Consider the following 21034-nt stretch of genomic DNA (forward strand, 5'->3'; position numbering starts at 1 on the left):
CGCCTCCGCGAGGTGGGGGGCCGCCCGTCACAGCTTGTCGTCCGCCTTCTGGCGGGCGCTCCAGTCGCGCATCCGCTGCGGGTAGCCGGTGATCTGCGCGTCGTACACCGGGACGGCGAGGTCGCGGGACAGCTTGCGGGCGGTGTCCGGGCCGTCGATCCGTCGCCGCGTCCACTCCCCGTCGGCGGCGACCAGCAGGATCGTCGTCTCGGTCACCGCGGTACGGGGCTCGACGTACCCCTCGACGCCGCGCCGGGTGGCGACGAACTGCTCCAGGTGGCTCAGGTCCGCCGACCCCGACGCGCGGTCGAGCGTGCCGCGCCGGCCCCGACCGCCCTCTGCGGCGCCCCTCGTCGTGCGGCTCCGCAGCCGGTCGATCAGCCCCATCGCACTGCCCCCGTCCTCGCCGGCCGCGGACTGCACCGCGACGCTCTTGCGAAGAGCAACGGAGCACCCGAACGCGCCGTTCCCGGGAGTGGCAGGATGGGCACGCGCAGGATCGCCGTGCCCGGAGCAGCTCCGGGCCACCCAGCACTGAGGAGCAGCCGTGAGCGCACCGACCACCCCCGCTGACCTGGTCATCCTCGGTGGTGGCTCGGGTGGCTACGCCGCCGCACTGCGGGCGGCCGAACTCGACATGTCCGTCGTCCTGATCGAGCGGGACAAGGTGGGCGGCACCTGCCTGCACCGCGGCTGCATCCCCACCAAGGCCCTGCTGCACACCGCCGAGGTCGCCGACAACGCCCGCGAGGGCGAGCAGTTCGGCGTCAAGTCGACCCTGTCGGGCATCGACATGGACGGGGTGAACGCCTACAAGGACGGCGTCATCGCCAAGAACCACAAGGGCCTGCAGGGCCTGATCAAGAGCCGCGGCATCAAGTACGTGAGCGGCGAGGGCCGGCTGGTCTCCCCGACCGCCGTCCAGGTCGGCGACGAGACCTTCGAGGGCAAGCACGTGCTGCTGGCCACCGGGTCCTACGCCCGCTCCCTGCCCGGCATCGAGATCGACGGCACCAAGGTCATCACCAGCGACCACGCGCTGAAGCTCGACCGGGTGCCGACGTCGGCGATCGTCCTCGGCGGCGGCGTGATCGGCTGCGAGTTCGCCAGCGCCTGGAAGTCCTTCGGCGTCGACGTGACCATCGTCGAGGGCCTGCCCCACCTCGTCCCGCTGGAGGACGAGTCGTCCTCCAAGCTGCTGGAGCGCGCCTTCCGCCGCCGCAAGATCGACTTCTCCCTGGGCAGCCGGGTGGCCAAGGTCGAGACCACCGCCGACGGCGTGAAGGTCTCCCTGGAGAACGGCAAGGACTACGAGGCCGAGCTCGTGCTCGTCGCCGTGGGCCGTGGGCCGGTCAGCGAGGGCCTCGGCTACGAGGAGGCCGGCGTCGCCATGGACCGTGGCTACGTCCTGGTCGACGAGTACTGCCAGACCAACGTGCCGACCATCTCCGCCGTCGGCGACCTGATCCCGACCCTGCAGCTCGCGCACGTGGGCTTCGGCGAGGGGATCCTGGTGGCCGAGCGCCTCGCCGGGCTGCCGGTCGTGCCGATCGACTACGCGGGCGTCCCGCGGGTCACCTACTCCGAGCCCGAGGTCGCCTCCGTCGGCCTGACCGAGGCCCAGGCCAAGGAGAAGCACGGCGAGGTCGAGGTCGCCACCTACGACCTGGCCGGCAACGGCCGGGCCGCGATCCTGAAGACGGCGGGTGCGGTCAAGCTGATCCGCGTCGCCGGCAACGGGCCGGTCGTCGGCGTGCACATGGTCGGCAGCCGGGTCGGCGACATGATCGCCGAGGCCCAGCTGGTCTACAACTGGGAGGCCCTGCCGGAGGAGGTCGCCCAGCTGATCCACCCGCACCCGACGCTGAGCGAGGCCCTCGGCGAGGCGGCGCTGGTCCTGGCCGGCAAGCCGCTGCACGCGCACGACTGACGCACCACCTGCTCAGCACGACCGCCTGATCAGCACCCCCGCTCAGCACCACCCCACGACCTGAGGAGACCTGCCTTCGATGCCGACGTCCGTCACCATGCCCGCCCTGGGCGAGAGCGTCACCGAGGGCACGGTCACCCGCTGGCTGAAGCAGGAGGGTGACCAGGTCGAGGTCGACGAGCCCCTCCTGGAGGTCTCCACCGACAAGGTGGACACCGAGATCCCCTCCCCCGCTGCGGGCGTGCTCACCAAGATCGTCGTCGCCGAGGACGAGACCGTGGAGGTCGGTGCCGAGCTGGCCGTCATCGGTGGCGAGGACGGCGGCGACGCCGGCGCCCCGGCGGAGGACGCCCCGGCCCAGGAGTCCTCGGCCGACGAGGAGCCCGCCCAGGAAGAGCCCGCCCAGGAGGAGCCCGCTCAGGAGGAGCCCGCCGAGGAGCCGGCCCCCGCGGCAGCCGAGCAGGGCGGCGACTCCGGCGGTTCCGGTGACGGCGAGGGCACCTCGGTGACCATGCCGGCGCTGGGTGAGAGCGTCACCGAGGGCACCGTCACCCGCTGGCTGAAGCAGGAGGGTGACCAGGTCGAGGTCGACGAGCCCCTCCTGGAGGTCTCCACCGACAAGGTCGACACCGAGATCCCCTCCCCCGTCGCGGGCGTGCTCACCAAGATCGTCGTGTCCGAGGACGAGACCGTGGAGGTCGGCGCCGAGCTGGCCGTCATCGGTGGCTCCGGTGGCGGTGCCGCGAAGTCCGCGCCGGAGGCGGAGGCGCCGAAGGCCGAGCCCGCCCCGGAGCCGGAGCAGGCTCCGAAGGAGGAGCCGAAGGCCAAGGCGGCTCCGAAGGCCGAGCAGCCGACCCCGGCCGAGGCCAACACCGACAGCGGCCAGCCGGGCGCGGACTACGGCTCGGGCGGGACCATGCCGACCCAGTCGCCCACCGACCAGCCGTCTCCCGCCGAGGCGGTCGCGCCGGCCTCGAAGCCCGCGTCGGCCCCGGCACCCGACGGCGGCGGCGCCTACGTCACCCCGCTGGTGCGCCGGCTGGCTGCCGAGCAGGGCGTCGACCTGTCCTCGGTCACCGGCACCGGCGTCGGCGGGCGGATCCGCAAGCAGGACGTCCTCGCCGCCGCCGAGGAGTCCAAGAAGCCGGCCGCGGCCCCGGCCGCCGCCTCCTCCGGCGGTGCCTCGTCGGGCGGTGCCCGCACCCCCTCGCCGGCCGCGACCCCGGACTCCTCGCTGCGTGGCAACACGGAGAAGCTCTCCCGGCTGCGCACCGTCATCGCCAAGCGGATGCTCGAGTCGCTGCAGATCAGCGCGCAGCTCACCACCGTGGTCGAGGCGGACGTCACCCGGATCGCGAACCTGCGCAACCAGGTGAAGAACGACTTCGCCGCCCGGGAGGGCGTCAAGCTGTCGTTCCTGCCGTTCTTCGCCAAGGCGGCGGTCGAGGCCCTCAAGGCCCACCCGGTGGTCAACTCCTCGGTCGACCTGGAGGCCGGGACGGTCACCTACCACGACGCCGAGAACCTGGGCATCGCCGTGGACACCGAGCGCGGCCTGCTGGTGCCGGTCATCCACGGTGCCGGCGACCTGAACGTGCCCGGCATCGCCCGGAAGATCGCCGACCTGGCCGAGCGGACCCGCACCAACAAGGTCACGCCGGACGAGCTGGGTGGCGGCACGTTCACGCTGACCAACACCGGCAGCCGGGGCGCGCTGTTCGACACCCCGATCATCAACCAGCCCCAGGTCGCCATCCTGGGCGTCGGCTCGGTGGTCAAGCGCCCCGTGGTGGTGCAGGACCCGGAGCTCGGCGAGGTGATCGCCGTCCGGTCGATGGTCTACCTGGCGCTGAGCTACGACCACCGGATCGTCGACGGCGCCGACGCCGCCCGGTTCCTCACCACGGTGCGGGAGCGGCTCGAGGGCGGGCAGTTCCAGGGCGACCTGGGCATCTCCTGATCCACCGATGAAGGGCCCCGGCTTCGGCCGGGGCCCTTCGCCGTCTCCCTGGTGCACGTCCGCGCACTGATCCGAAGGAGCACTCGATGAAGGTGGCGGTCACCGGGTCCTCCGGGCTGATCGGATCTGCGCTCGTCCGGTCGCTGGTGGCCGACGGGCACGAGGTGCTGCGCCTGGTGCGCCGCACCCCGCGCACCGCGGACGAGCACCGCTGGGAGCCGGCACACCACCGGCTCCCCGACGGTCTCCTCCACGACGTGGACGCCGTGGTCAACCTCGCCGGCGTCGGGGTCGGTGACCGGCGCTGGACGGAGAAGCACAAGCAGGAGGTGCTGGCCAGCCGGGTGGACAGCACGACCACGGTGAGCCAGGCCCTCGTCGAGGCAGCCGAAGCCGAGCCCGGTCGTGACCGGGTGCTGCTCTCGGCGTCCGCGGTCGGCTGGTACGGCGACACCGGCGAGCGGGTGGTCGACGAGACCGTGCCGGCCGGCGAGGACTTCCTGGCCCGGGTCTGCGTCGCCTGGGAGGCGGCGACCGCACCGGCTGCCGCCGCCGGGGTCCGGGTGGCGACCCTGCGCACCGGGCTGGTGCTCGGCCACGGCGGGTTGCTGGGTCGGCTGCTCCCCCTGTTCCGCCTCGGCCTGGGCGGCAAACTGGCCTCGGGGCAGCAGTACATGCCCTGGATCAGCCTGCAGGACGAGGTCGACGCGATCCGGTTCCTGCTCACCGCTCCGGTGTCCGGCCCGGTCAACCTCACTGCCCCCAGTCCGGCCACCAACGCGGAGTTCACCGCCGCGCTCGCCGAGGTCGTGCACCGGCCCGCCGTGTTCACCGTGCCCGGGTTCGCCCTGCGGCTGGCCCTCGGCGAGTTCGCCGACGTGGGTGTGCTGGCCGGGCAGCGTGCCGTCCCCGACGTCCTGCGGTCCGCCGGGTTCCGGTTCACGCACGAGGATCTCCGGGCGGCGCTGCGGGCCGCTGTCGCCGCCCGCTGACCCCTCATCCGCCCAGTCGGGCATCGGCGATCCGCCACCCGGACGCCGTGCGCTCCACGGCCATCTGCACGGGCGCCGCACCGCGGGCGGGCACCTCGGCGACCACCGCCGCATAGGGCCCGCCCGCGCGCACCACCCGGTAGGCCGGCAGCTCGTCGACCAGCTCCACGTCGAACCGGGCCGGCCCCGAGGCCGTCACCTCGACGAGGCGGACCAGCCGGGGCGCGAAGCCGTCGAGCCGCTGACCGGCCACGACCAGCTGCTGCACCTGATCGGTGTCGCGGGACAGCGACGCACTGCCCGGTGCGTGCACCTCCGCCAGCGCCGTCGGGTCCGCGTCGGTGAAGGCCGCGCTCCGCCGTCCGTAGAGGTCGGTGAGCACCGCAGCCCACTCGGCGTCCGCCACCGGCGTCGCCGAGCGGTCGGCCGGCGATGCCTCCCCGCCGTCCACTGGATCGTCCGGGGTCGTCGGTGTCGCCGCCGGCGGGGGGACGCTGCTCGCCGCGGTCCGGCCCGCGGCGGGCACCGGGTCACCACCGGACCCACCCCAGCTCGCTCCGAGCCAGGTCGCACCGGCCAGTGCCGCAGCGAGGGCGGCGAGCACGACGGCGGCCGTCGCCGTCCGCCGGACCGCACCACGGACCAGGGGACGCACGCCCACCTCGCTGCCTCCCCCCGCGGCGGCGACCCGGTCACCGAGTCGCACCCGGAGCTGCGCCCACCGCCCCTCGGGAGCCGGCACGGCATGGGCGGCGCGGGGTCGCCGGCCCGGCACCTGGTGGGTCAGCTCGGTCCGTGGGCCCCGCCCGGTGGCCCCCAGCTCACCGTCGGGCACGCCGTCCACCGGGAGCCGGACCGGCTCCGGCCGGCAGGAGTGACGGAGGTCGAGGGCGAACGCCGCCGCGGAGCCCCGCAGGTGCGGCTCGGCCGACAGCCCGCGGAGGACCACGCGCACCAGCTCGTCGGGCGCATCGGGGGCGAGGAGGGCCAGATCGGGCAGGTCACCGCCGGCTGCGACCGCGAACGTGCCCGCGGGGTCGGCGGCGTTCCAGGGAGCGACCCCGGTCAGCGCGTGGAAGGCCGCCGCAGCGACACCGAAGACGTCCGACGCCGGTCCCGGCGCACCGCCGCGGGCCACCACCGGGTCGACGTACGCCGGGGTCACCTCGGCCCGCGCGACGTCGCCGACCAACCGGGCGGTGCCCAGGTCGGTGAGCACCGGGCGGCCCTCCTCCGTGAACACGACGTTGCCCGGCGACAGGTCGCCGTGCACGACGCCCCGTTCGTGGGCGTGGGCCAGTGCAGCCGCCACCGGGGCCACCGTGGTGACCACCTCTCCGGGGCGCAACCGCCCCCGCCGGGCGAGCAGGGCCGCCAGACTGCCGCCGGCGAGCAGGTCGAGCACCAGCGCCACCTGGGCCGGGCCGTCGCGCACCTCGCGACGGACGACGTGGTGCAGCCGCACCAGGTGCGGGTGGTCGAGCTCACCGAGCAGCCCTGCCTCGCGCTCCTGCCGTTCGGGGTCACCCCGCACCAGCACCTTGACCGCCACCGGCGGCCCACCCGACCGAGGCCGGGCTCGCCACACCTGCCCGGAGCCGCCCCGGCCCAGGAGCTCTTCGAGCACGTAGCCGGGCACGACCGGGGCCGCCGACGGGGAGGGCTGCGCAGGCATGCCGGGACGGTAGGGCCGACGGCCGCTCCCCCGCTGCGCCCGTCCACAGGCCCCTGGTCCGTCCACAGCTGCGGCGGTGGGCAGGACGGACCACCTCGGACCGCCTACGTTCGGGCCATGCCACCGCCACCACGCGCCGAGGTCGTCGTGGTGGGTGCAGGGCTGGCCGGGCTCAGCGCCGCCACCCGGCTGGCGGCGGCCGGCCGCGACGTCCACCTGCTCGACGCCGCCCAGCACCCGGGTGGCCGGCTGTCGACAGCCCGGATCGACGGCTTCCTGGTCGACCGCGGCTTCCAGGTGTTCAACACCGGCTACCCCCGGGCCGCCGACCTCGACCTGCCGGCGCTCGACCTGGGCTGGTTCTGGACCGGCGCGGTGGTCCGTGTGGACGGGCGCGCCCACCGGGTCGTCGACCCCCGCCAGCACCCGGGCACCGTCGTCGACACGCTGCGGGCACCGCTGGGCGGGCCGGTCCGGCAGGCTGCGCTCGCCGCCTTCTCGGCGCGGGCCGGCTACGCACCGGTGTCCCGGCTGCTGGCGGCGCGCGAACGCACCGCCGCCGAGGCCCTCCGCGCCGCGGGGCTCGGCGAGCAGGCGCTCGAGGTGTTCCTGCGGCCGTTCCTCGCCGGCGTCCTGCTGGAGGACCGCCTGGAGACCTCCAGCCGCTACCTCGACCTGGTCTGGCGCAGCTTCGTCCGGGGCCGGGTCGGCCTCCCCGCCGGCGGGATGCAGGCCATCGGCGAACAGCTCGCCGGCCGGCTGCCCGCCGACCGCGTACACCTCGGCGTCCGCGCCACCGGGGTCAAGGGCGGGGCCGTGCACACCGACGCCGGGACCACGACCGCCGACGCCGTCGTGGTGGCGACCGACCCCGACACCGCCGCGGTCCTGCTCCCCGGGCTCGGGGCGTCGGCGCCCCGGCAGGTGACCACGCACCTGCACGTGCTGCCGGAGTCGCCCTGGTCCGCTCCGCTGATCGTGCTGGGGCAGCCCGGTGGGCGGCTGGTGAACAGCGCGGTGGTCTCGGACGCGCAGCCGGCCTACAGCCCCGACGGCCGGGCGCTGGTCGCCAGCTCGACCCTGGCGCCGACCCGGGAGCCCGACGTCCGGGAGGAGGTGGCGCGCCTGCACGGTGTCCCCAGCACCGACCTGACCCACCTCACCACCGTCACCGTGACCGGAGCGCAGCCGGCGGCCACTCCCCCGCTGCAGCACCGTCGCCCGGTCGACCTGGGCGGTGGGCTCTTCGTCTGCGGAGACCACCGGGACACCCCGTCCATCCAGGGTGCGATGGCCAGCGGGGCCCGCACCGCCCGCGCCGTGCTCCGGTGGCTCGGGGCGCCGCCGTCCTGATCGGCGGTCAGCAGCGCCTCCGCACGTCGGCGGCATAGGCTCGGCGGCATGAGCGAGCTGGTGGTCGTCCGGGCGGGTCTGGTCCCCTACGAGCAGGCCTGGGCGCAGCAGCGCGACCTGCACGAGCAGCGCGTCGCCGGCACCGGTCCGGACACGATGCTGCTGCTCGAGCACCCGCCGGTCTACACCGCGGGCAAGCGCACCGAGCCGCACGAGCGACCGTTCGACGGCACCCCGGTCATCGACGTCGACCGCGGCGGCAAGATCACCTGGCACGGGCCCGGCCAGCTGGTCGGGTACCCGATCATCGCGCTCCCCGACCCCGTCGACGTGGTGGCCCACGTGCGCCGGCTGGAGCGGGCGCTGATGGAGGTCTGCGGCAGCTTCGGCCTGGCCACCGAACAGGTCGAGGGGCGCAGCGGCGTGTGGGTCCGGGCAGACGAGCGCGGCCCCGACCGGAAGATCGCCGCGATCGGCGTCCGGGTCGCCCGGGGCGTGACGATGCACGGCTTCGCGCTCAACTGCGACCCGGACATGGCCGCCTTCACGAACATGGTCCCGTGCGGGATCCCCGACGCCGGGGCCACCTCACTGAGCGTCGAGCTCGACCGGGACGTGACCGTCGCCGAGGTCATCGACCCGGTCGAGGCCGCGATGCGCCGCGCGCTGACCCGCGCCGCCGTCGGATGACCAGGCTCCCCACCACCCGGTACGTCAGCCTGACCACCTTCCGGCGCACCGGCGAGCCCGTGCCCACCCCGGTCTGGGCGGCGGCGGACGGCGAGGCCCTGCTGGTCTGGACCCGGGCGGACTCCGGCAAGGTGAAGCGGCTGCGGCACACCAGCCGGGTCACCGTCGCCCCCTGCGACATGCGGGGCCGGCTCGAGGGTCCGGCGGTCGACGGTGTCGCCGAGTTCCCCGAGCCGTCCGAGTGGCCCCGCGCGCGAGCTGCCCTCGCCCGGCGCTACGGCTGGCAGTGGCGGATCACCTACGGCACCTCCCGCATCGCGGCGCGGATCACCCACCGCGGGCGGGAACGCCAGACGATGATCCGCATCATCCCCGCCGCCTGACCCCTCCCGCGGCGATCAGCCCAGGACGAAGTTGACCAGCCGGCCCGGCACCGCGACCACCCGGCGCACGGTCGCGCCGTCCAGGTAGCCTGCGATCCGCTCGTCCGCCCGGGCCGCCGCCTCCAGCGCCGCGGCGTCCGCGTCGGCCGGCACGCCCACCTGGGCCCGCACCTTGCCGTTGACCTGGACGGCGACCTGCACCGTCTCGTCGACCAGCCACTGCGGGTCGGCCACCGGGAAGGACGCCCAGGCCACGGAGCCGGAGTGCCCCAGCCGGGCCCACAGCTCCTCGGCCAGGTGCGGGGCCAGCGGCGCGACCAGCAGCACCAGCGACTCGGCGACCGAACGGGGCACCGGCGTCCCCGGTGGGCAGGCCGAGGTCAGGTGGTTGGTCAGCTCGGTGATCCGGGCGATGGCGATGTTGAACCGCAGCGTCGTCATGCCGTCGCGCACGGCCTCGATCGCCCGGTGCAGGGCGCGCGAGGTCTCGTCGTCCGGCTCGACGTCGCCGGCGCGCACCGCGCCGGACTCCTCGTCGACCACGACCCGCCAGACCCGCTGCAGCAGCCGCTGCGACCCGACCACGGCCTTGGTCTCCCACGGCCGGGACTGGTCCAGCGGCCCGGTCGACATCTCGTAGACCCGGAACGTGTCGGCCCCGTACTGCCCGATCATCTCGTCCGGCGTCACCATGTTCTTCAGGCTCTTGCCGATCTTCCCGTACTCCCGGCTGACCGGCTCCCCCTGGTAGAGGAACTGGCCGTCCTTCTCCACCACCTCGGCAGCGGGCACGTAGAACCCGCGCGCGTCGGTGTAGGCGAAGGCGGAGATGTAGCCCTGGTTGACCAGCCGGCGGAACGGCTCCTCGCTGGAGACGTGCCCCAGGTCGAACAGCACCTTGTGCCAGAACCGGGCGTACAGCAGGTGCAGCACGGCGTGCTCGACCCCACCGACGTACAGGTCGACGCCGCCGACGTCGCCGGGCTCCCGCGGGCCCATCCAGTAGGCCTCCAGCTCCGGGTCGACGAATCGCTCGTCGTTGCCCGGGTCCAGGTAGCGCAGGTAGTACCAGCACGAGCCGGCCCAGTTCGGCATCGTGTTGGTCTCGCGGCGGTACTGGCGAGGGCCGTCGCCCAGGTCCAGGGTGACCGTCGTCCACTCGGTGGCCCGGGACAGCGGGGGCTCGGGCTTGGAGTCGGCGTCGTCGTCGGCGAACGTCTTGGGCGAGTAGTCGTCGACCTCGGGCAGCAGCACCGGCAGCATCGACTCCGGGACGGCGACCGGCAGGTCGGCGTCGTCCCCGTCGACGGCGTAGACGACCGGGAACGGCTCACCCCAGTAGCGCTGCCGGCTGAACAGCCAGTCGCGCAGCTTGTAGGTGGTCGTCGCCTCACCGGCACCGGTGGCGACCAGCCACTCGGTGACCTTCGCGATCGCGGCGGACTTGTCCAGACCGTCCAGCGACAGGTGCTGGTTCGAGCTGTTGATCATCGGTCCGGTGCCGGTGTACGCACCGCCGTCGAAGTCGGCCGGCGGCTGCACGGTGCGGACGACGGGCAGCCCGAACTCACTGGCGAAGTCCCAGTCCCGGGCGTCCTCGCCGGGCACCGCCATGATCGCGCCGGTGCCGTAGCCGGTGAGCACGTAGTCGGCGATGAACACCGGCAGATCGGCCCCGGTCAGCGGGTTGCGAGCGGTGGCGCCCAGCCAGACCCCGGTCTTCTCCCGGCCCTCGGCCTGCCGGTCCAGCTCCGAGCGGCGGGAGGCCTGCCGCTGGTAGGCGGCGACGGCCTCGGCCGGGGTGGACGCGCCGGCGGTCCACCGGGGGTCGGTCCCCTCGGGCCACTGCCCGGCGGTCAGCGTGCCGACCAGCGGGTGCTCGGGAGCCAGCACCAGGTAGGTGGCGCCGAACAGGGTGTCCGGCCGGGTGGTGAACACCTCGATGGACTCGGCTGCCTCGGATCCCGTGGCTCCGCCCCCACCCACCCCGAACCGCACCCGGGCGCCGGTCGACCGGCCGATCCAGTTGCGCTGCATCTGCTTCAGGGAGTCCGACCAGTCCAGCCGGTCCAGGTCGGTCAGCAGCCGCTCGGCGTAGGAGGTGATCCGCATCATCCACTGGGTCAGCGGACGGCGGAACACCGGGAAGTTGCCCCGCTCGGACCTGCCGTCCGGGGTGACCTCCTCGTTGGACAGCACCGTGCCCAGCCCGGGACACCAGTTCACCGGCGCCTGGTGCCGGTAGGCCAGCCGGTGGGCGTCGACGACCCGCCGGCGCTCCACGTCGGACAGCTCGGCCCAGGCGCGCCCCTCGGGCAGCGTGCCGGCAGCGGGCTGCCGGGTGCCGGCGTCCAGCTCGGCGACCAGCTCGGGGATCGGCCGGGCCCGGCCCCGACCGTCGTCGGCGGACTCGTCGAACCAGGCCTCGAAGATCTGCCGGAAGATCCACTGGGTCCACCTGTAGTAGCCCGGGTCGATCGTGGCGAAGGTGCGGCGGGTGTCGTGGTCGACGCCCAGCCGGCGCAGCTGGGCACTGATCGCGGCGATGTTGGCCTCGGTGGTGACCCGCGGGTGCTGGCCGGTCTGCACGGCGAACTGCTCGGCGGGCAGGCCGAAGGCGTCGTACCCCATCGGGTGCAGCACGTTGTGCCCGTCCATCCGCAGGAAGCGGCTGGTGACGTCGGTGCCCAGGTAGCCCAGCGGGTGCCCGACGTGCAGCCCGGCACCGGAGGGGTACGGGAACATGTCCATCAGGAAGGCCTTGGGCCGGTCGGCCACCCGGTCGAAGCCCTCGCTCAGCCGGCCGACCGGGTTGGGCGTGTGGAACGTGCCCTCGGCCTCCCACCGGTCCTGCCAGGCGAGCTCGATCTGCTGCGCCAGTGCCGGGGTGTACCGGTGCGGCGGCACCCCGTCGGCGGAGGGCTCGGTGTGCTGGCTGGCCGTCTGGCTCATGGTCGGTGCTCCCGGGTACGAGGGGCGGACATGAAAAGACCCCTCACGCAGGAGGGGTCGCCGTGCTGGTCTGCGTCAGGTCAGATCAGCACGGCTGGGGAAGCAGGAGTCCGCCGGTCACGCAGCCGATCCTAGCGCGCCGCCACAGCCCCCCGGCTCGACGGCGGGGCCCTCCAGGCCGTAGCCTGCACTGGTTCGACTGCGGACGGGCGAGGAACTCCAGCGGGGACGGCCCCAGCGGGACGACCGCAGCCCGCACGCACCGGGACGTCGAGGTCCACCGGAACTCAGCAGCGCCGCTCGGCACGCGGCAGCGCGACCGGAGGACCAGCCCCGGTGCCGGCCGGGTGCACCGCCGCCCCGACCCGGTGCAGCGGCGCACCTGGAGGCAAGGCACCTGGACGCAACCGCACCTGGACGGACCGCACTGCCCCGCTGGCGGCCAGCAGAGATCGCACCCGTGGCCGGCCGGTCGCCGCGCACACGCACTGGTCGAGCCGGACCGACGGAAGAGGAGTGAGTGCATGACAGAACGCCCAGGCCCGCAGCGGGCCACGAGGCGCACCCGATGCCGGGTGACCGCCCCCTCCTCCGGCCGGGGCCGACGACGGTGAAGGTCGTCTTCAACAGCTTCGGCGGCCGGTACAACGACAACCCGCGGGCCGTCTACGAGGCCCTCGTCGCGCGTGGCGCCGAGATCGACGCCGTCTGGCTGGCCCGCCCCGACCTGCGCGGCGACTTCCCGGCCGGCGTGCACACCGAGGAGCACTGGGGCCCGGGCGCCCGGGCAGCGCTGGAGTCCGCCGACGTCATCGTCTCCAACGACGGGATCTCCCGGGAGTGGGACAAGCAGCCGACGACGACCTACCTGCAGACCTGGCACGGGACGCCGCTCAAGCGACTGCACCGGGACGCGGTGTGGGCTCCGGAGGGCCGCCTGGAGCTGGTGATGCGGGACATCTCCCGCTGGGACCACCTGCTCTCCCCCAACGCGGCGAGCACGCCCCACCTGCGCAGCGCCTTCGGTTTCGACGGGCCGGTCCACGAGACCGGCTACCCGCGCAACGACGTGCTGAGCGCTCCCGACCGGGACCACCGCCGCGCCCGGGTGCGCGCCGCGCTGGGGATCCCCGAGCACGTGCGGGCCGTGCTCTACGCCCCCACCTGGCGCGACGACCTGGTGCTCGGCGACGACGGCCCGCACCACTCCTTCCCGGTCGACCTGGGCGACCTGGCACGCGGCCTCGGCCCGGACGCCGTGCTCCTGGTCCGGCTGCACGCGATGGTGTCCGACCGGCTGGTGGTCCAGGGCCCGGCGCCGCTCGTGGACGTGTCCCGGTACCCCGACATCAGCGAGCTGTACCTGGCCGCCGACGTCCTGGTCACCGACTACTCCTCGACGATGTTCGACTTCGCCGTCACCGGGAAGCCGATCGTCCACTTCACCTACGACCTCGAGCACTACCGCGACGACCTGCGGGGCTTCTACTTCGACCTCGCCGAGATCGCACCCGGCCCCCTGCTCACCACCAGCGAGCAGGTGTTGACGGCGATCGCCGGACTGGGCGACCGTCCATGGGTGCCCACAGCGCGGTACAACCGGTTCCAGGAACGCTTCTGCTCGCTGGAGGACGGCTACGCCACCGAACGGGTCCTCCAGTTGCTCTTCCCTCCGGACGGCCACCCCGGCCGGCCGGGCCACACCCCCGTGCCCACGAACGACGAACCGAGGAGATGAGCATGCGCACTGCTGACCCGATCTTGACCGGGGGCCGCGATCAGCGGTCGCGTCCCCGGGTCGCCGTCCGCCCCGCTGCGGCCACCACCGCCCCCCAGGTGGTCGTGCTGGCCGCCGGCATGGGCACCCGTCTGGGCCGCAAGCTGCCCAAGCCGCTCACCCCGCTGATGGACGGCCGCAGCATCATGCAGCAGCAGCTGGACGGCATCCGCACCGTCTTCGGCGACGCCACCCCGATCACCGCGGTGGTGGGATACCGGGCCAAGGCGGTCATGCGCGCCCAGCCCGACCTGCTGTTCGCGTTCAACCCCGACTTCGCCGTCACCAACACCTCGCAGAGCCTCCTCCGCGCGCTGCGCACCTCGCAGCCGGGCGGCGTGCTCTGGCTGAACGGCGACGTGGTGTTCGACCCGGCGGTGCTCGACCACGCTGCGCCGCTGGTGCAGGCTGACGAGAGCTTCGTCTGCGTGGACACCTCCACCGTCGCCGACGAGGAGGTCAAGTACACCCTCGACGCCGACGGGTTCGTGCGGGAGCTGTCCAAGACCGTCTCCGGTGGCCTCGGCGAGGCGGTCGGGATCAACTACGTCTCGGGCGCGGACAAGGGCGCCCTCATCGAGCACCTCAGCGCCTGCAGTGCCTCGGACTACTTCGAGCGCGGCATGGAGCTGTCGATCCAGCGGGCGGGCGTCCGCTTCCGGCCGCTGGACATCTCCCGGTTCTCCGCGGTGGAGATCGACTTCGACGACGACCTGCAGCGGGCGAACACCTGGCTGGGCTCCCGGGCCGCGCTGGAGCCACTCGCCTCCGAGATGCGCTGAGGTCACTGAGCTGAGGTCACTGCGCCCCGTCCGCCACCGGCGGGCGGGGCGCCGTGCTGCTCAGCCCAGCTGGGGGGCGACCTCGGCGGCCACCAGGTCCAGGTGGTCCAGATCGGCCAGGTCGAGGACCTGCAGGTAGACCCGGCTCGCGCCGGCCTCGGCGTACCGGCCCAGGGTGTCCACGGCCTCGGCGGGCGTGCCGGCCACTCCGTTGGCGCGCAGCTCGTCGACGTCCCGGCCGATGGCGGCGGCCCGGCGGGCCAGCTCGGACTCGTCCCGGCCGACGCACAGCACCAGCGCGGAGCTGTAGACCAGCTCACCGGGGTCGCGGCCGGCCTCGGTGCACGCGTCCCGGACGCCGGCGAACAGCCGGGCGTTGTCCTCGGCCGAGGCGAACGGCACGTTGAACTCGGCCGCGTACCGCGCCGCCAGCCGCGGGGTGCGCTTCTTGCCGGTCCCGCCGATCAGGATCGGGACGCCGCCGGGCTGCACCGGCTTGGGCAGCGCCGGGGAGCCGGTGAGCTGGTGGTGGTCACCGGCGAAGTCGAAGGTCTCTCCCAGCGGCGTGGCCCACAACCCGCTGATGACCGCGAGCTGCTCCTCGTAGCGGTCGAACCGCTCACCGATCTCGGGGAACGGGATGCCGTAGGCGCGGTGCTCCGCGGCGAACCACCCCGAGCCGATGCCCAGCTCCACCCGCCCGCCGCTCATCTGGTCGACCTGCGCCACCGCGATGGCCAGTGGCCCGGGCAGCCGGAACGTCGCCGCCGTCATCAGGGTGCCGAGCCGGATCCGGGAGGTCTCCCGGGCGAGGCCAGCCAGGGTCACCCAGGCGTCGGTCGGGCCGGGCAGGCCGTCACCGCCCATGGTCAGGTAGTGGTCGGAGCGGAAGAAGGCGTCGAAGCCGGTCTCCTCGGTGCGCCGGGCCACCGCGAGCAGGTCGTCGTAGGTGGCGCCCATCTGGGGTTCGGTGAAGATCCGTAGCTGCACCCGGCCGAGTCTGCCAGCGGCGCGGCCACTCGGTTCGGGCCTCTCACCGACTGCGGTGGGGGTTCGGGGTGTACCCGGGGACGCCAACGGGCAGGATGATCGCTGAAGCGATCAACTCGGAGGTGCTGGAGTGTTCCGCAAGAAGAGCTCGACAGAGGTCATCGGGACCGAGTTGCAAGAGGGGTTCGCCCACATCGGCGCGGCGGTCACCGAGGCCCGTCGGGCGACGGCGGAGCAGCTCGCCCCTCAGGTGGCGGCCGCGACGAAGGCGGCCCAGACCGCCTACGCCGCTGACGTGGCCCCCCGGGTCGGGGCGGCCGTGGCCGCACTCGCCCCCCAGTTGGACGCCGCCCGTGAGGTGCTGGTCCCGCGGCTGGAGGCGGCGCAGAAGAACCTCGGACCGCGCATCGACGCGGCACAGAAGGCCTACGAGAAGGACCTGGTCCCGCGTCTCGACGCCGCCACCCGGGCAGCGCGGGCCAACCTGGAGCTGGCGGTGGCCACCGCCGGCCCGCGGCTCGAGGCCGCCCGTGAGGCCAGCGGCCCGGCGTTCGACGCCGCCGCCAAGTCCGCCCGGGCCAACCTGGAGGCGGCGATCGCTGCCACGGCGCCCCGGATCGAGGCCGCTCGCGGCGCAGCCGGCCCCGCGCTGGCCGACGCCCGCGCCGGACTGGCCACCAACATCGAGGCGGCGCGGGCCCAGCTGGACGCCCGCAGCGCGGAGTTCGCCGCCACCGCGGCCACGCTCGGTGCGGCCACCGCGAAGCAGGGCGACAAGGTCCGTCAGGACGCCGCGGCTGCCGCCGACGCCGCTCGTGCGCAGGCTGCGCTGCGGGTCGCCGCGGTGCGTGCTGCGGCGGAGACCAACCGCAAGGCCGCCGGCAAGAAGGCCGACAAGCTCGGCAAGAAGGCCGACAAGCTGTCCAAGAAGGCGGCCAAGCGCCGGGTCGAGCTGGAGAAGGCCGCCGGCCGGGCCCGCAAGGAGGCCGGCAAGCGCACGGCGAAGACCGTCACGACGGTCAAGCGGCGCGTCGGCGTGGAGCCGGAGCCCCGTCGCTGGCCGTGGGTGGTCGGCGTCCTCGCCGTCCTGGCCGCGGTCGCCGTGGTATTGCGCAAGAAGAACGCGAGCGACCCCTGGACCCCGGCGCCGACCGGCGACGGCCCCGTGCCCAGTTACCGAGAGGACCCCGTGCCCACGTCCCCGAGCACCCCCGCAGGCGGAACCGAGAGCCCCGAGGCCCAGGGCAAGACCGTCTCCACGGCCGAGAACGCCGTGGGCGACGCGACCCCGCCCGACAGCGACCTCGGCGCGCAGACCGCCCAGCCTGCGTCCGGTCCCGGCGAGTCCAGCAACCAGGAGCGCCCGGACTCCGCCACCGGCACGAAGGACGCCGGCGACACCCCGTCCAAGACGGCCGGGCCGTCCGACACGCCGTCCAGCCTGGGCAAGATGCCCAGCGAGGACTGACCTCCCCGCAGCACCCCGACTCGAGGGCCCAGCCGATCCGGCTGGGCCCTCGAGCCGTCTCCGGGCCCCGAGCGAGGGCGATCGGCGGGAGTACCGTGCTGGACATGAGCCTGGGCATGGAGGAGGCAGCCACGACTGCAGCGCCGGAGACGTCCACGACGTCCTCGCCGATCGAGCCGGCCGGCCGCAAGTTGCTGCGCCTGGAGGTCCGCAACAGCCAGACGCCGATCGAGCGCAAGCCCGAGTGGATCAAGACCAAGCTCAAGACGGGGCCGGAGTACACCGAGCTCAAGTCGCTGGTGAAGCGCGAGGGCCTGCACACGGTGTGCGAGGAGGCCGGCTGTCCCAACATCTACGAGTGCTGGGAGGACCGCGAGGCCACCTTCCTCATCGGCGGCGACCAGTGCACCCGGCGCTGCGACTTCTGCCAGATCGACACCGGCAAGCCCGCCGACTTCGACGCCGACGAGCCCCGCCGGGTCGCCGAGAGCGTGGCCACGATGGGCCTGCGCTACGCCACCATCACCGGCGTCGCCCGCGACGACCTGCCCGACGGCGGCGCATGGCTGTACGCCGAGACGGTGCGCCAGATCCACGAGCAGATCCCCGGCTGCGGCGTCGAGCTGCTCATCCCCGACTTCAACGCCGAGCCCGACCAGCTGGCCGAGGTGTTCTCCTCCCGGCCGGAGGTGCTGGCGCACAACGTCGAGACGGTGCCGCGCATCTTCAAGCGGATCCGCCCCGGCTTCCGGTTCGAGCGCTCGCTGTCGGTGATCACCGCCGCCCGCGAGGCCGGACTGGTCACCAAGTCCAACCTGATCCTGGGCATGGGCGAGGAGCCGCACGAGGTCGTGGAGACCATGCAGGCGCTGCACGACGCCGGCTGCGACCTGCTCACCATCACCCAGTACCTGCGGCCCAGCGTCCGGCACCACCCGGTGGTCCGGTGGGTCAAGCCCGACGAGTTCGTCGGCTTCGCCGCCGAGGCCGAGCGGATCGGGTTCCCGGGCGTCCTGGCCGGTCCGCTGGTGCGCAGCTCCTACCGCGCCGGCCGGCTCTACCAGCAGGCCGCCGAGGCCCGCGGGCTCACCGTCACCCGCTGAGCTCCTCCCCCGGCCCGCTGCAGGCGGCCCGCCGCGAGCTCGCGTGTGGCGGGAGGGCGGCCGGTCCTGGCGACTATCGTGGGCGCATGGCACGCAGCAGGTCCACCGACACCTCCGCCCCCGCCGGCGCCGCGGGCCGCGGCCCGGCCGGCGCCCCGCCCGGGCGCGGCAGCAAGGGCTCGACCGCGGTCGGCGCGCCCGCCGCAACGGGCAAGGGCCGGCGCAACAAGGCCCCGAAGGCACCCAAGCTGGGCAAGGACGGCCAGCCGAAGGTCTCGCGGCTGACCAAGCTGAAGCGCCAGGCCGGGATGATCCGGCAGGCCTACTCGATGACCTACAAGAACGACCCGAAGCTGCCCTGGGTGATGCTCATCGCCTTCGTGGCGGTGGCCGGCGTGGTCGAACTGGTCGGCATCCTGCTCAGCTCACCGTTCCTCTTCCTGCCCTTCGCCCTCCTGCTCGGTCTGCTGGCGGCGCTGATCGTCTTCGGCCGCCGGGCGCAGGGTTCGGCGTACCGGCAGGTCGAGGGCCGGCCGGGTGCGGCGTCCTGGGTCCTGGAGGGCATGCGCGGCGACTGGCGGGTCAGCTCCGGCGTCGCGGGCAACCGCGAGCTGGACTCCGTCCACCGGGTGCTCGGGCGGCCGGGCATCGTGCTGGTGGGCGAGGGCGACCCGCAGCGGGTCCGCAGCCTGATCGCGGCCGAGAAGCGCCGGATCGCCAAGGTCGTCGGCGAGACCCCGATCTACGACGTCACCGTCGGCGACGGGGAGGGCCAGGTGCCGCTGAAGAAGCTCAGCGCCCACGTGATGAAGCTGCCGCGCAACCTCTCCGGCGGCGAGGTCAACGCGCTGGGCAAGCGGATGTCGGCGCTGGGCGGCCCACGCCCGCCGGTGCCCGGTGGGCCGCTCCCCGGCGGCCGGCAGATGTCGGTCAGCCAGCGCCAGGTCCGCCGCCGCTGACCTCGCGAGCTCCGCACCACGACGCCCCGGCCGCTGTCCAGCGGCCGGGGCGTCGTGCGTCCGGGCCGGTCGCCCGGCAGGCGGGTCGGTCGGCCCCTCGGTCCGTCCATGACCTGCGAGGTCATGGACGGCGCGCCCCGGACCGGCGACGGTGGTCCTGGCCGGACGACCGGCCACGTCGGCTCTGTCGAGAGGACCCCACGATGACCACGCTCACCCTCCCCCCGGCCCGCACCGCACCGGCCCGGTTGCTCCAGCTCGACGGCGGACTCTGCGCCGCGATGGGGCTGGTCATGGCAGTCGCCGCCGGTCCGGTCGCCGAGCTCCTCGGCACCGACGCGACCGGTGTCGTCCGCGCCGTCGGGATCGCGCTGGTGGTCTACGCCGTCGGCCTGGTCGTCAGCTCCCGCACGCGCTGGGCCCGGGCGGCGCTGCGGGCGGCCGCCATCGGGAACCTCGGCTGGGAGGTGGCGAGCCTGGCGGTCGCCGCGTTCGCCGACCTCAGCACCGCGGGTCGGGTCCTCGTCGCCGCTCAGGGACTGGCCGTCGGCGCGCTCGCCCTCGTCCAGCTGCGGGCCGGCCGGCGGTGAGCAGCAGCGGGATCCCGGCACCCGGGCGCACGTCGTCCTCTCCTGGCCGGCAGGTCACGACGGCGGCGGGCGTCGTGCCGTGACGGCGGCCCTCCGGCCCACGGTCGCCGGCGCCCTGTTGAAGGACTGGCGGGAGCGCCGGCGGCTGAGCCAGCTCGACCTGGCCGACCTGGCGCAGACCTCGACCAGGCACCTGTCCTACGTCGAGACGGGGAGGTCCCGGCCGAGCCGCCAGATGGTGCTCAAGCTCGGCGAGGCGCTGCAGATGCCACTGGCCGACCAGAACCAGGTCCTGCTCGCCGCCGGGCACGCGCCGGAGTTCCCGGACGCCCGGCGCGACGCCACGGCCACCCGGTACCTGCTCGAGGTGCTCGAGCTGGCCCTCGCCGCGCACGACCCGTGGCCGGCGCTGGTCATCGACGCCCACTTCGACGTCGTCGCCACCAACCCCGCCGTCGACCGGCTGATGGCCCTGGTCGACCCGGAGCTGCTCGACCCGCCGGTCAACGTCGTCCGGGTGATGCTGCACCCACGCGGACTCGCCGACCGGATCGTGGACCATGCCGCCTGGCGCGCGCACCTGCTCCGGCAGGTCCGCCGGCACGCCGCCGCCGCACCGTCGGCGGACCTGCAGGCCCTGCTGAGCGAGGTGGAGGGGTACCCCTGCCGGCCCTCGGCCATCCCGGTGCCGCCCGGCCCGACGTTCGCCCTGCCCCTGGAGCTGCAGGTGGAGGGCGTCGTGCTGCGCACGTACAGCACCGTCGCCACCTTCGGCACCCCGCTGGACGTCGCCGCCAGCGAGCTCGCCATCGAGACGTTCCTCCCGGCGGACGAGACCACCCGGCGGTGGTTCGCCGAGGCGGCCGCCCGGGCGTGAGGCGCCTCAGCGGTCGCGGACGACCGCGGTGCTGGTCCACCGGTCGTGCAGGCCACGGCCGTCGATGTCGACGACCAGCGCCGGCACCAGCAGGACGAGCAGCCCGGTGCGCACGAGTGCACGCCAGAGGGCGAGCCGCTGCTCCGGCTCCGGGTGGGCCAGCCGCAGCCCGAGCAGCCGCATGCCGGGTGTCTGACCGGCCAGCACCAGGAAGGCCACGGTGATCAGCACGAAGGCCAGCAGGCTCCAGTTGCGGGGCAGCTCCGGCGCGGTGAACAGGCCGGCGACGAACGCCGCGGCCAGCGCGTCGACGAGGAAGGCGACGATCCGCTGCCCGAAGGACGCCAGTGAGCCGGGCCCGGTGCCGGGCAGCCCCAGTGCGGCGCCACGGGCGCGCTCCTGAGAGGGTTGAGCGTCGTCCCTGGCCACTCCACCAGCGTATGTCCTGCCCGACGCCGTTCCGGTCGGGAGCAGTCCGGTGGGGTGAACAGCGGCTCGACCGCCACCTCCGCGACACGCCGGAGGACGGTGTTACAGCGACGAAACACCAGAG

The 21034-nt window shown here is 74.2% G+C and carries 18 protein-coding genes; 13 read left to right on the plus strand and 5 right to left on the minus strand.

The window, feature by feature from the left end:
- Positions 1-27: 27 nt before the first annotated feature.
- The gene (locus tag O2W15_RS16525) at positions 28-423 is read right to left on the minus strand and encodes an oxidoreductase (RefSeq protein WP_269180161.1); all 396 of its coding nucleotides are present in this window, start codon (positions 421-423) and stop codon (positions 28-30) included.
- A 124-nt stretch (positions 424-547) separates the two neighbouring features.
- Between O2W15_RS16525 and lpdA the strand changes: the two genes are divergently transcribed.
- The 3 genes from lpdA (at position 548) to O2W15_RS16540 (ending at position 4882) form a co-directional block, all read left to right on the plus strand.
- The gene (gene lpdA / locus O2W15_RS16530; protein WP_269180162.1) at positions 548-1930 is read left to right on the plus strand and encodes a dihydrolipoyl dehydrogenase; all 1383 of its coding nucleotides are present in this window, start codon (positions 548-550) and stop codon (positions 1928-1930) included.
- 79 nt (positions 1931-2009) lie between these two features.
- Positions 2010-3890: a 2-oxoglutarate dehydrogenase, E2 component, dihydrolipoamide succinyltransferase gene (sucB, locus tag O2W15_RS16535; RefSeq protein ID WP_269180163.1), complete on the plus strand. Its 1881-nt coding sequence runs from the start codon at positions 2010-2012 to the stop codon at positions 3888-3890.
- An 86-nt stretch (positions 3891-3976) separates the two neighbouring features.
- Positions 3977-4882, plus strand: a complete 906-nt coding sequence (locus O2W15_RS16540; RefSeq protein WP_269180164.1) for a TIGR01777 family oxidoreductase — start codon at positions 3977-3979, stop codon at positions 4880-4882.
- Positions 4883-4886: 4 nt separating this feature from the next.
- Here the strand turns inward: O2W15_RS16540 and O2W15_RS16545 are convergent, their stop codons facing one another.
- Positions 4887-6557 carry a serine/threonine-protein kinase gene (locus O2W15_RS16545; protein ID WP_269180165.1) on the minus strand — a complete coding sequence of 557 codons (1671 nt, stop codon included), beginning with the start codon at positions 6555-6557 and terminating at the stop codon, positions 4887-4889.
- Positions 6558-6674: 117 nt separating this feature from the next.
- On the opposite strand from O2W15_RS16545, the gene O2W15_RS16550 reads away from it, so the two are divergent.
- The 3 genes from O2W15_RS16550 to O2W15_RS16560 are packed head-to-tail and all read left to right on the plus strand — an operon-like array spanning position 6675 to position 8983.
- The gene (locus O2W15_RS16550; protein WP_269180166.1) at positions 6675-7910 is read left to right on the plus strand and encodes an NAD(P)/FAD-dependent oxidoreductase; all 1236 of its coding nucleotides are present in this window, start codon (positions 6675-6677) and stop codon (positions 7908-7910) included.
- Between the two features lie 48 nt (positions 7911-7958).
- On the plus strand, positions 7959-8600 hold the full coding sequence (lipB, locus tag O2W15_RS16555) for a lipoyl(octanoyl) transferase LipB (protein ID WP_269180167.1): 642 nt from the start codon (positions 7959-7961) through the stop codon (positions 8598-8600).
- The gene (locus O2W15_RS16560; protein ID WP_269180168.1) at positions 8597-8983 is read left to right on the plus strand and encodes a PPOX class F420-dependent oxidoreductase; all 387 of its coding nucleotides are present in this window, start codon (positions 8597-8599) and stop codon (positions 8981-8983) included. The genes lipB and O2W15_RS16560 overlap by 4 nt, the downstream gene beginning before the upstream one ends.
- A 15-nt stretch (positions 8984-8998) precedes the next feature.
- Here O2W15_RS16560 and leuS read toward each other — a convergent pair whose 3' ends face one another.
- On the minus strand, positions 8999-11935 hold the full coding sequence (gene leuS / locus O2W15_RS16565; RefSeq protein WP_269180169.1) for a leucine--tRNA ligase: 2937 nt from the start codon (positions 11933-11935) through the stop codon (positions 8999-9001).
- Positions 11936-12503: 568 nt separating this feature from the next.
- Here leuS and O2W15_RS16570 point away from each other — a divergent pair.
- A complete protein-coding gene (locus O2W15_RS16570) occupies positions 12504-13673 on the plus strand; it encodes a CDP-glycerol glycerophosphotransferase family protein (RefSeq protein ID WP_269180170.1) in 1170 nt (389 codons plus the stop codon).
- Between the two features lie 2 nt (positions 13674-13675).
- Complete coding sequence (locus tag O2W15_RS16575) at positions 13676-14494, plus strand: phosphocholine cytidylyltransferase family protein (RefSeq protein WP_269180171.1); 819 nt, start codon at positions 13676-13678, stop codon at positions 14492-14494.
- Positions 14495-14554: 60 nt separating this feature from the next.
- Here O2W15_RS16575 and O2W15_RS16580 read toward each other — a convergent pair whose 3' ends face one another.
- The gene (locus O2W15_RS16580; protein WP_269180172.1) at positions 14555-15484 is read right to left on the minus strand and encodes an LLM class F420-dependent oxidoreductase; all 930 of its coding nucleotides are present in this window, start codon (positions 15482-15484) and stop codon (positions 14555-14557) included.
- A 130-nt stretch (positions 15485-15614) separates the two neighbouring features.
- On the opposite strand from O2W15_RS16580, the gene O2W15_RS16585 reads away from it, so the two are divergent.
- From O2W15_RS16585 to O2W15_RS16605, 5 genes are all read left to right on the plus strand, one after another.
- Positions 15615-16952 carry a hypothetical protein gene (locus O2W15_RS16585; protein ID WP_269180173.1) on the plus strand — a complete coding sequence of 446 codons (1338 nt, stop codon included), beginning with the start codon at positions 15615-15617 and terminating at the stop codon, positions 16950-16952.
- 104 nt (positions 16953-17056) lie between these two features.
- Positions 17057-18055 carry a lipoyl synthase gene (gene lipA, locus O2W15_RS16590; protein ID WP_269162099.1) on the plus strand — a complete coding sequence of 333 codons (999 nt, stop codon included), beginning with the start codon at positions 17057-17059 and terminating at the stop codon, positions 18053-18055.
- 86 nt (positions 18056-18141) lie between these two features.
- Positions 18142-19014, plus strand: a complete 873-nt coding sequence (locus tag O2W15_RS16595; protein ID WP_269162098.1) for a DUF4191 domain-containing protein — start codon at positions 18142-18144, stop codon at positions 19012-19014.
- Positions 19015-19217: 203 nt separating this feature from the next.
- Positions 19218-19604: a hypothetical protein gene (locus tag O2W15_RS16600; protein WP_269180174.1), complete on the plus strand. Its 387-nt coding sequence runs from the start codon at positions 19218-19220 to the stop codon at positions 19602-19604.
- Positions 19605-19683: 79 nt separating this feature from the next.
- Positions 19684-20481, plus strand: coding sequence for a helix-turn-helix domain-containing protein (locus tag O2W15_RS16605; protein WP_269180175.1), 798 nt, complete (start codon positions 19684-19686; stop codon positions 20479-20481).
- A 6-nt stretch (positions 20482-20487) separates the two neighbouring features.
- Here the strand turns inward: O2W15_RS16605 and O2W15_RS16610 are convergent, their stop codons facing one another.
- A complete protein-coding gene (locus tag O2W15_RS16610) occupies positions 20488-20910 on the minus strand; it encodes an RDD family protein (protein WP_269180176.1) in 423 nt (140 codons plus the stop codon).
- Positions 20911-21034: the final 124 nt, after the last annotated feature.

The sequence above is a fragment of the Modestobacter sp. VKM Ac-2979 genome, assembly GCF_026967995.1.
Lineage (GTDB): Bacteria > Actinomycetota > Actinomycetes > Mycobacteriales > Geodermatophilaceae > Modestobacter.

Excerpts from the sequence above, each read along its gene's own strand:
- sucB (WP_269180163.1), top strand. The coding sequence starts at position 2,010 with ATGCCGACGTCCGTCACCATGCCCGCCCTGGGCGAGAGCGTCACCGAG.
- O2W15_RS16540 (WP_269180164.1), top strand. The coding sequence starts at position 3,977 with ATGAAGGTGGCGGTCACCGGGTCCTCCGGGCTGATCGGATCTGCGCTC.
- O2W15_RS16545 (WP_269180165.1), bottom strand. The coding sequence starts at position 6,557 with ATGCCTGCGCAGCCCTCCCCGTCGGCGGCCCCGGTCGTGCCCGGCTAC.
- O2W15_RS16550 (WP_269180166.1), top strand. The coding sequence starts at position 6,675 with ATGCCACCGCCACCACGCGCCGAGGTCGTCGTGGTGGGTGCAGGGCTG.
- lipB (WP_269180167.1), top strand. The coding sequence starts at position 7,959 with ATGAGCGAGCTGGTGGTCGTCCGGGCGGGTCTGGTCCCCTACGAGCAG.
- O2W15_RS16560 (WP_269180168.1), top strand. The coding sequence starts at position 8,597 with ATGACCAGGCTCCCCACCACCCGGTACGTCAGCCTGACCACCTTCCGG.
- leuS (WP_269180169.1), bottom strand. The coding sequence starts at position 11,935 with ATGAGCCAGACGGCCAGCCAGCACACCGAGCCCTCCGCCGACGGGGTG.
- O2W15_RS16570 (WP_269180170.1), top strand. The coding sequence starts at position 12,504 with ATGCCGGGTGACCGCCCCCTCCTCCGGCCGGGGCCGACGACGGTGAAG.
- O2W15_RS16575 (WP_269180171.1), top strand. The coding sequence starts at position 13,676 with ATGCGCACTGCTGACCCGATCTTGACCGGGGGCCGCGATCAGCGGTCG.
- lipA (WP_269162099.1), top strand. The coding sequence starts at position 17,057 with ATGAGCCTGGGCATGGAGGAGGCAGCCACGACTGCAGCGCCGGAGACG.
- O2W15_RS16595 (WP_269162098.1), top strand. The coding sequence starts at position 18,142 with ATGGCACGCAGCAGGTCCACCGACACCTCCGCCCCCGCCGGCGCCGCG.
- O2W15_RS16600 (WP_269180174.1), top strand. The coding sequence starts at position 19,218 with ATGACCACGCTCACCCTCCCCCCGGCCCGCACCGCACCGGCCCGGTTG.